The sequence below is a fragment of the Thermus thalpophilus genome, from assembly GCF_022760915.1.
GTDB lineage: Bacteria > Deinococcota > Deinococci > Deinococcales > Thermaceae > Thermus > Thermus thalpophilus.
Genome location: NZ_JAKTNS010000056.1, coordinates 1 through 8,429, shown reverse-complemented (window position 1 = coordinate 8,429; position 8,429 = coordinate 1). Strand labels below are relative to the sequence as shown.

Sequence of the window (8,429 nt, the reverse complement as noted above, 5' to 3'; positions counted from 1 at the left end):
GAGGGGCCAGTTTGGTCGCTTTTCGCCCTTTCCTGCGCGAAAGTTCGCCTTCGCGAAAAGAGGAGCCCCTACCCCAGGTACCCCAAGACCCTGAGCCCTAGGAAGACCAGCCACCCCCCGAGGAGGAAGCCCGCGAGCTCGGGGAAGGCCTGGAAGAGGGAGGTGAGGGCCTTGGCGAGGTCGGCCATGGCCTGGACCAGCTTGGCCCACTCCTCGGGAGAGGCCCGGGTGTCCCCCACCCGCTTCTCTTCCCTAAGCTCCGCCAGAAGCTTTTCCGCCCTCTCCACACGCTCCCAGGCCCGTAAGGCCCCCCAAGCCAGGGTCCTAAGGCCCCCCAGGAGGAGGAGGTTGCCCCAGAAGGCCCGGGTCCAGAGGGGGCAAAAGAGGTTGGTCAAGGCCAGGAGGGCGGCAAAACCCACTCCTGCCAGAACAGCCCGAAACGTCAAGGCGCGCCTCCAAGAAGAAGGGGCGAGGGGGCGTCCCCTCGCCCCTAAGGGGTTCTCAAGGCAGCGGGGCCACGGCTACCCCATACTGCCCGATCGCCACCAGGTACTGGCTGCCCACGGCCACGTCTCTCAGGAATATGTCAAACGGCGTGTCCTGAAGCGTCCAGTGTAGCCCATCGGCGGAGGTGACCACGTAGGCCAGTCCCTCAGACCCGGTAGACCCCACCGCCACGAAGAAGCTCCCGGTCCAGACCACCCTACGCAGGGTGCGGCTGCCATCGGGTCCAAGCGGCGAGGGGGGAGGGGTTATGGTCTCCCAGGCCACCCCGTCTTGAGAGCGGTAGATATAATTTTTGGCCACCGCCACGAAGGTCCCGTTGCCGAAGGCCACGTCCGCCATGAAGCCCGGGGAGGACTGCTGGGTCCAGCTCGCGCCGTCAGAAGAAGTGTAGACCCCGTCTCCTACCGCCACGAAGGTTCCGTTGCCGTAGGCCACGCCGAAGAAAGACGCACTCCCCGCGTTCTGGGCCAGGGACCAGGTGGAGGCGTCCTGGGAGTAGACGATGGCCCCGTCCAAGCCCACCGCCACGTAGGTGCCGTTCCCGTAGGCCACGGCCTCCAGGCTCTGGCTCGTGGGGGTGTTCACCTGGGTCCAGCTCGTCCCGTCCTGGGAGAGGTAGACGCGACCGGAGTTGCCTAGCCCAAGGAACCTCCCGTTCAGGTAGGCCAGGCGGTAGACCCCGGCCCTGGGCGTGGGGTCGCTCACCTGCCAGGCCGGGAAGGGGCCCTCGGGGGCGGTGGCGAGCACGGTGTTGGGGGAGTCCACCACGGAGAACACGAACCTGCCGTTCCCGTAGGCCACGGCTCCAGGGTAGTTCGTCTCAAAGCCCGTGGTCCAGTTCACGAGGTCCTGGGAGGAGGCGAAGCCCGCCCCCATCACCACGTAGCGCCCGCCCCCGTAGGCGATCCAGCCGCCCTTTACGCGAGAAGGCAGGGAGGCGGAGTTGGGGTTGGCCGTGGTGCCGTCGTAGGCCCAGATCCTTCCTCCAGACGCGCGGGGTACGGAGAGGAACCTCGTGCCGTCAAAGGTGACGTTGATGCGGGAGACGCTCGTTGAGTTGGGCGGGGTCAGGCCCGACCAGCTCGTGGGGTCGTTGGGAGCGGAGGCAAGGGCCAGCCCACCGCCCCCGTAGACGTAGCCCACCGCCACGAACCGACCGTTCCCGAAGGCCACGGAGTCCAGCTCTATCCCCCCTTGGGCCGCCCGGGTCCAGGTCTGGCCGTCCTGGGAGACGAATACCGCTCCGGCCTCCAGTCCCACATCCCGGCCAACGGCCACGAAGTATCCTGCGCCTTGCGCCAGGTCGTGGGGCATGAATTGGGAGTTGAGGTTGTTCAGGTCCCCGGTGTCGCCCACTAGGGTCCAGCTGGTCAGGTCCGAAGAGGTGTAGAGCCGACCCGCTCGGGTGGGGCCCTGGTTGGTCACGTATCCGCCGACGAGAGCCATAACGTAATAGGCCCCGTCCTTGTACACGATCCGGGTCAGTCTTTGAGGGCTTGGCGTGGCGGGGTTGGGGGTGAAGGGGTGGGGCGTCCAGTTCCGCCCGTCGGTGGACTCCCAGATGGTGAAGCTGGGGGGCCAGCCAGAACCTGGTCCCTCCACCGCCAAGAACCGTCCGTTGGCGAAGCTGAGGCTTCCTAGTCCGGGCGCGGGGGGGCGCACCGCCTCCCAGTTCTGCCCATCGCTGGAGACGAGCAGGGCTACGCCCACCGCCACGAAGACCCCGTTGCCGTAGGCCACCTCGTAGGCCGGGAAGACGGGGGTCCAGGTGAGGGAGGGCCCGGAGCCCGCAGGTGGCTGGACGTTTACGGTGAGGGGCTTCTCCTGGGTGACGCTTCCCCCCTGAGCCCGCACCTTGAGGCGGTAGGTGCCCGGGGCGAGCTGGGCGCCGGCGCTCAGGGTCACGGTGACCTGCACAGAGGCGTTCGGGGAGAGGCTTATGGGGGAGGGGTCGGTGCTCGCGATGCTAAGGCCCTGGGGCACCGGGTCCTGCCCGTCCGCCAGGGAGAGGGGGACCTCCCCCTGGAAGCCGTTCTGCGAGGTAAGGGTCACCTGGAAGGTGGCCGTGCTCCCCTGGGTCACGGAGACAGGGTTCGGACTCGGGTCGGAGAGGGTATAGGAGGGCGCCGGGGTGAGGAGGGCCACCGGGTCCACCACCTGGCCGTTCTGCTGTCCGTCCCCGTCCAGGGGGCCGCCGTCTTGGACCTGGTAGGTGGCGGTGTTCCCGGAGAGCTGGGCCCCAGGGATGTCCTGCCAGGCGTTGTTGAGGTACTTCTTCAGGACCGCCCCCTGGGGGATGGGGCTCGGGAAGGTAAGGGTCACGGTGAGGGTGCCGCCCTGGGGGACCTGGGCGGTGAAGGCGATGGCCCCGTAGGGGGCCTGGAAGCCTTGGGGCGGGGGAACGTTCTGGGCGGTGGGCCCCTGGGTGAAGGTGCCGCCCTGGAGGGCGAGCTGCACCTGCCCTCCGGGGGTGTTCACGGAGCCCGTGGTGCTCCCGCCGCCACCGCCTCCGCCGCCGCCACCTCCGCCGCCCGAGGGAGCGCTCACCGTGACGGTGAGGTCCGCCTCCCGGGTGAGGCTTCCCGCCGTGCCCCGCACCTTGATCCGGTAGGTCCCCGTGAGCGTGCTGGAGGAGGCGGCGAGGGTGAGGGCCTGGTTCACGGGACTAGACCCGGTGACCTGGACGCTCTGGGGGGAGAGGGAAAGCCCCTGGGGCACCGGGTCCTGGCCCGCTACCAGGGAGAGGTTCACCGTCCCGGTGAAGCCGTTCTGGGGGGTGACGGTGAGGGTGACCTGGCCCTGCCCTCCCTGTTGGACGGAGAGGCTGGTGGGGGAAAGGGCGAGAGCGAAGGTGGGGGGCGGGTTCACCGTGAGGGTGAGGTCCCGCTCCGCCGTCTTGTTCCCGTAGGTCGCCCGAAGCTTCAAGGTGTGGGCCCCGGTGGGGGCGTCCCCCGCCACTTGGACCTGCAGGGTCTCCTGCACCTGCCCCCCCTTGGGGACGTTGAGGTTCTTGCTGGTGGGGGAGAGGGTGAGCCAGGAGGGGGGTTGGCCGTTCTCCGTGACGCTGAGGGACACCGTCCCCTGGAAGCCGTTCTGGGAGGTGAAGGTGAGGGTGAGGGTGACGCTCTGCCCCTGGACCACGCTGGGGCTATTTGGGCTCACCCCGGAGAGGGTGAGGTCCTGGGGGGGCGCCCCCCCGCCGCAGGCCGCGAGGAGGAGGGCGAGGCCCGAGAGGAGTCCTGTGGCCGCCGTCTTCCGAAGCATGCGCTGCCTCCTTTCCGGGACCCCCGGGGTCCCTACTCCCATCCTCCTCAGGGGGGCTTACAAAAACCTTAAACGCCCCCCACCGGGGGAGCCCAAGAGGGCCCCGCCCCCGCTAGAGTGGATCCGTGGAAGAAGCCCACGCGACCAAGGAAGGGGCGGAGCGGCCCCGCAAGGAACCGAGGGAGGACGTCTACCTGGCCCACCTCTGGGCCTACGGCCGGGTGGCCAAGGGGGAGAAGCGCAAGAAGGGAGAGCCCCCGCCTTCCCCCTTCCGCCTCCTCCTGGGGGACGGGGAAGCCTCCCTGCCTCTACCCCCCAGGCTCTACCGCCTCCGGGTGAAGGCCTTCCTGAACCAGCCCGTCCTCGCCCACTTCTGGCCCCGCACGGACGAGGAGGGCCTCCTGGAGAGGCCCCTGCTGGCCCACATCTTCGCGCAGGAAGCCCCCCCCGAGGCCGGACGGCCCACCTTCCTCGTCCGGGGGAGGCTCCTCGCCGCCGACCGGGACGCGGCCCGGCTCGTGGTGGAGGTCCGGCCCAACCCCCAGGGCCGGCTGAAGGAGCCCTTCCGGCTCACCCTCTTGGCTCCCCTCGCCCTCCTGGAGGGGCTGCCGCCCCCGGGGGCGGGGGTGGAGCTCCGGGGGGTGTACGCCCCCAGGACCCGCCGGCTCGTGGCCCAGGAGGCCCGGGCGGTCCGCCTCTGGGACGACCCCGCGGAGGGGGAGGGCTAGGCCGCCCGGGCGGGGAGAAGCCGGCCCTCGGGCAGGACCAGGGCCAGGAGCCCGCCCCCCTGGAAGAGGGCGTACACCAAAGGCCCTTCCCCTTCCCACGTCCGGGCCCGGGAAAGCCCCTCCAGGGCCACCCGCATGGCCTCGGGTTCGTCCAGGGGCATGACCACCAGGACGAAGCGCTCCGGTAGGGAGGCCAGAAGCTCGGGGTCCCCGAGAAGCCGCTCCCGAAAGACCCCCTCCAGCTCCCCAAGACGCTTCTCCGCCTCTTGCGCCACCTTCAAGGCCAACCCTCCCTTCCCTGGGCCTTGGCCACCCCGTACCCCTCAATGTACTCCCGGGCCCGCTCCCGCAGGTCCCGCTGGGCCATGGTCAGCCCCTCGGGATCCTCGGGCGCGTAAGGGGTGGGCTCGTGCCGGGCGATGCGGTTGCGGTCCCGGTGCACCCTGCCCCCGGCGGTGTCGTAGCGGGCCACCCACACGAACCGCCCCTCCTCCGGGTCCAGCCACTCCAGTTGCGCCCCCCAGGAGACCAGGCGGCCCCGCTCGGTCTCCAGGGTGATCCGGAGACGGGCCTCGTGCTCGGGCAGGAGCTCGTGAAGGAGGACGAGGTAGGCCCGCCGCACGCACCCATTCTGGCAGAATTCCCTCTACACCCCCGAAGGATCCCCGCCGGGGGCCGGGGCGGGAAGGGGCCTAGGCCGCCGCCTTGAGGAGGTGCTGCAGGAAGGCCCCCCCTCGTCTGGCGTACCCCTCCCGCACCGCCACCCGGGCCCGGTGGTAGGCGTGCACCAGGGCGTGGGGGCTGAGCTTCCCCTCCACCACCTTCCAGAGGAGGCCCGCGTAGAAGCGCCGGGAGTGGGGGTCGCCCAGCTCGTGGGCCATGCGCTCGGAGAGGAGGTCGATGACCGTGGGCCGGTCCTGGGCCTCCATCTCCGCCAGGAGGAAGGCGGCCTCTATGGTGGGGTTCTCCGTGGGGGCGGGCCGCAGGAAGTCCAGGGCGGGCACCTCCCGGATCCCCAGGGTCCACTTGACCAGGAGCTCCAGGGAGACCCGCTCGGGGCGTAAGCGCTCCGTCTGGTCCCCCTTCCTTCGCCGCTTGCCCTTGGGGTAGATGACCCGGAAGGCGGTCCTTCCCTCCTCCAGGTCCTTGGCCAGGTCCCGCCAGGGGTAGGTGAGGTCCCCGTGCTCGAAGCGGGCCCGCCCGGGCTTGAGGCGCACGGCCCAGACGGTGCCGGTGTTGAGGTTCTGCGCCTCCCCGCCCCGCACCGCCGTGGCCACGTGGGTCTTGCTCCGGATGAGGCCGGCCTCCTCCAGGGGGCCCGCCCAGCGCCAGACCGTGGTGCGGTGCACCCCGAGGAAGGAGGCCACGAGGTCCACGGGGAGGTGGAAGACGGCCTGGCCGGCCTTCCTGGCGGCCTTGGGGCCGAACCTCTCCCGGAGGTAGCGGCGGCCCAGGGCGGCGAGGAGGAGGAGGAGGCGGAGGGGTCCCGCCTCCAGGCCCTTCTCCTCGGCCAGGGCCAGGAGGTCCTGAAGGGCCTGGTGCCTGGGGTCGCCCTCGGGGGCCTGGGCCAGGGTCTCCCGGAGGAGGTTCTTGACCCAGGCCAGGGCGCGGTTTTTACCGTCCTGGACAGTGATCATCTGGGTAGGGGTTGCCGTGCAACATTCAGGGTTCCAACGCCCTGGCTGGACGCCAGAGGGGGGACAACGCCCGCCCGCCACCTCGAGGGGGAGTCCGGGGTCATCCTCCCTTAGGGGGATAGGAACTGAATGTTGCAACGCAAAAGTGCCCTCCTGGACGGCGCTCCCGGAAGGGGGGGGTGGAGCCTCCGGGGCCGGGGAAGGGGGGACTTCCCCGGACCGCGCCAGGGCCAGGGCCTCCTCGGGGTCCAGGCCGTGCATGGCGGCCCAAAGGCGCAGAGCCCTCTCCCCCAGGGCGCGGTTCTTCTGGAGGAGGTTCAGAATGCTGGCAAGGGTTTTACGGGCTTCCTCGCTCTGAAGGGCTTCCGGCCGGATTGGAGTCTCCACTCTTGCCTCCTTCCCCCCGGCCGGATTAGGATGGAGGCTGCTCTTGGGGGAGCCTCCGGTCGTTGACCCGGCCGGAGTTTTTTACTGCCTACCATTGTACCGGCAAAAGGTGAGAGCCCCGCCCAATCCCCCCTCACTGCCCCCAGAAGCGCCACCAGGGGTGCCTCGGCCTCTCCAGGGCCTGGGCCAGGCGCTTGAGGAGGGCCGTCTGCTCCTCCAGGGCCGCCCTCAAGGCCCGGTTCTCCTCCTCCAGGGCCTTGAGGCGGTTCAGGACCTCTGAAAGCTCCTCCCTCCGGGCGGGAAGGGGCAGGGAGGCTTCCTTCCCCAAGACCGCCCCCAGGGCCCCCTCCCAGGAGAGGCGCCTTTCCCGTACCAGGGCGCGGGCCGCCTCGAGGTGGGCCATGGCCCCCTCCGGCACCGCCCACTCCCCCCGCTTGTCCCGGGGGAGGGGCGCCCCGCTCACCCGCTCGTAGGCCGAAAGCACCCTGCGGGCGCTGGCGGGGCTGACCTCCAAGGCCTGGGCCACCTCCTCCGTGCTGAAGACCCTCATGTGGACCCCCTACCAGCCTAGCGCTCGTGCGCTCGCGCGCCAGCCGCTCGCCTCAAGCGGCGCTCACGCGCTACATGTGCGCATGCGCTTAGCCGCGCAAGCGTACGAGCGAGACGCTAAAGCTCATGCGAAGGAGTGAGCGGTAAGCACTCACCCCTAGGGATCCTTAGCGGTAGACGTCCCGGCGGTGGCCCACCCGCAGGACCAGGACGGTGGCCTCACGGTCTTGGATGTGGCAGATCAGGCGGTAGTCCCCCACCCGGTACTTCCAAAACCTCCCCAGCTCCGGCCCGCGCAAGGGCTCCCCGAGGCTGCGGGGGTCCTCCAGGGCGGCCACCCGCTCCCGAAGGAAGCGCAGGATGCGCCGGGCCACCTCGCGGTCCAGCTTCCCAAGCTCCTTCTCCGCCCGGGGGTCGAACTCAATCCGATAGCCCAAGGCGGCGCTCCACCTCGTCCAGGGGGATGCCGGGGAGGCGCTCTTCCAGGCGCTCCACCGCCAGGTAGTAGTCCTCCAGGTCGTCCAGGTACTCCAGGAGGGCCTGGCGGACGTAATAGCTCTTGCTGCGCCCCGTCTTCCGGGCAAGGGCCGTGAGGCGTTCTTCGATCTCCTTGGGCAGGCGGACGACCACCATTGCTATACAAGTATAACACCCCGGGGTCCCGGGCCCGGGACCTACCCTCCAGGCGCTCAGGGTGAGCGCTTACCGCTCACCCCCGGCGCTGAGCGGGCGCTCACCCCCCGAGAAGCCGCCGCACCCACGCCCTCCGGGCCTCCCGGTAAGCCTCCCGCTTCGTGGGGGCCCGCACGAGGATGGTTTCCGGGCCCACCTCGGCGCTGGCGATGTACCCCTCCCCCTCGGGATCCCGGGCGGCCGAGGGGGCCCCGTACCGGTCCCACCCCTCGGCGATGGCCTCGGCGATGAGGTCCAGGAGGCCCTCCTCCCACTCCTTGGGGGAGAGGGCGAGGGGATGGCGGCCGTACCGCTGGCGCAGGTAGGTGCAGAAGGGCCCCAGGTCGGGGTCCCGCTCGGGGTCGGGGAGAGTCTGGGCCAGGGCCCAGAGGACCCCGGCGAGGCGCCGGATCACCCTCCGCCCCCCTTCCGGTGGGCCTCCCACCACTCCCCGAGGGTCCGGGGAGGCTCCTCGGGGTAGAGGCGCATCCCGATGGGGGAGAGGGGGGCCTTGGGCCACTCCTCCACGGCCTTCCGCCAGGGCGGGGCCTTCCATTGGCCCGAGGGATCCCGCAGGTGCCGGTCCCCCCAGAGCTTCTGCACCCTGCGGCGGATCTCCTGGACCTGGCTCCACACCCCGCTGAACATGGGCAGGTTCCCCAGGGCCTTCATGTGGCCCACGAGG

The 8,429-nt window shown here is 70.5% G+C and carries 10 protein-coding genes and 1 pseudogene; 1 reads left to right on the top strand and 10 read right to left on the bottom strand.

The genetic code is table 11. From position 1 onward, the window contains the following. Positions 1 to 68: 68 nt before the first annotated feature. Together L0D17_RS12540 and L0D17_RS12535 are read right to left on the bottom strand one after the other, a co-directional pair. Positions 69 to 446 carry a hypothetical protein gene (locus tag L0D17_RS12540; protein WP_243095614.1) on the bottom strand — a complete coding sequence of 126 codons (378 nt, stop codon included), beginning with the start codon at positions 444 to 446 and terminating at the stop codon, positions 69 to 71. A gap of 55 nt (positions 447 to 501) precedes the next feature. After that, positions 502 to 3,771 (bottom strand): choice-of-anchor U domain-containing protein, encoded by a 3,270-nt coding sequence (locus L0D17_RS12535; protein WP_243095613.1) that lies wholly within the window; start codon positions 3,769 to 3,771, stop codon positions 502 to 504. A 125-nt stretch (positions 3,772 to 3,896) separates the two neighbouring features. Here L0D17_RS12535 and L0D17_RS12530 point away from each other — a divergent pair, with 125 nt between their 5' ends. After that, positions 3,897 to 4,499 carry a hypothetical protein gene (locus tag L0D17_RS12530; RefSeq protein WP_243095612.1) on the top strand — a complete coding sequence of 201 codons (603 nt, stop codon included), beginning with the start codon at positions 3,897 to 3,899 and terminating at the stop codon, positions 4,497 to 4,499. Here the strand turns inward: L0D17_RS12530 and L0D17_RS12525 are convergent. The 8 genes and pseudogenes from L0D17_RS12525 to L0D17_RS12490 form a co-directional block, all read right to left on the bottom strand. Further along, on the bottom strand, positions 4,496 to 4,774 hold the full coding sequence (locus L0D17_RS12525; RefSeq protein ID WP_015618063.1) for a DUF5647 family protein: 279 nt from the start codon (positions 4,772 to 4,774) through the stop codon (positions 4,496 to 4,498). The two genes, L0D17_RS12530 and L0D17_RS12525, sit on opposite strands and share 4 nt — an antisense overlap. A 2-nt stretch (positions 4,775 to 4,776) precedes the next feature. Beyond that, complete coding sequence (locus L0D17_RS12520; protein ID WP_015618062.1) at positions 4,777 to 5,121, bottom strand: DUF7718 family protein; 345 nt, start codon at positions 5,119 to 5,121, stop codon at positions 4,777 to 4,779. A gap of 70 nt (positions 5,122 to 5,191) precedes the next feature. Then, entirely contained in the window at positions 5,192 to 6,136 is a 945-nt protein-coding gene (locus tag L0D17_RS12515) for a hypothetical protein (protein WP_243095611.1), read from the bottom strand. A 520-nt stretch (positions 6,137 to 6,656) separates the two neighbouring features. Next, positions 6,657 to 7,073 (bottom strand): hypothetical protein, encoded by a 417-nt coding sequence (locus tag L0D17_RS12510; RefSeq protein WP_243095610.1) that lies wholly within the window; start codon positions 7,071 to 7,073, stop codon positions 6,657 to 6,659. A 166-nt stretch (positions 7,074 to 7,239) separates the two neighbouring features. After that, positions 7,240 to 7,509 carry a type II toxin-antitoxin system RelE family toxin gene (locus L0D17_RS12505; RefSeq protein WP_243095609.1) on the bottom strand — a complete coding sequence of 90 codons (270 nt, stop codon included), beginning with the start codon at positions 7,507 to 7,509 and terminating at the stop codon, positions 7,240 to 7,242. Beyond that, entirely contained in the window at positions 7,493 to 7,705 is a 213-nt protein-coding gene (gene relB / locus L0D17_RS12500; RefSeq protein WP_011171671.1) for a type II toxin-antitoxin system RelB family antitoxin, read from the bottom strand. The genes L0D17_RS12505 and relB overlap by 17 nt, the downstream gene beginning before the upstream one ends. Before the next feature lie 100 nt (positions 7,706 to 7,805). Continuing rightward, positions 7,806 to 8,159 carry a hypothetical protein gene (locus L0D17_RS12495; protein WP_243095608.1) on the bottom strand — a complete coding sequence of 118 codons (354 nt, stop codon included), beginning with the start codon at positions 8,157 to 8,159 and terminating at the stop codon, positions 7,806 to 7,808. Continuing rightward, a pseudogene (locus L0D17_RS12490) lies at positions 8,156 to 8,429 on the bottom strand (hypothetical protein); the annotation flags it as partial. The pseudogene L0D17_RS12490 and the gene L0D17_RS12495, both read right to left, overlap by 4 nt.

Coding starts and splice junctions, on each gene's coding strand:
- L0D17_RS12515 (WP_243095611.1), bottom strand. CDS start 6,136: ATGATCACTGTCCAGGACGGTAAAAACCGCGCCCTGGCCTGGGTCAAG.
- relB (WP_011171671.1), bottom strand. CDS start 7,705: ATGGTGGTCGTCCGCCTGCCCAAGGAGATCGAAGAACGCCTCACGGCC.
- L0D17_RS12510 (WP_243095610.1), bottom strand. CDS start 7,073: ATGAGGGTCTTCAGCACGGAGGAGGTGGCCCAGGCCTTGGAGGTCAGC.
- L0D17_RS12535 (WP_243095613.1), bottom strand. CDS start 3,771: ATGCTTCGGAAGACGGCGGCCACAGGACTCCTCTCGGGCCTCGCCCTC.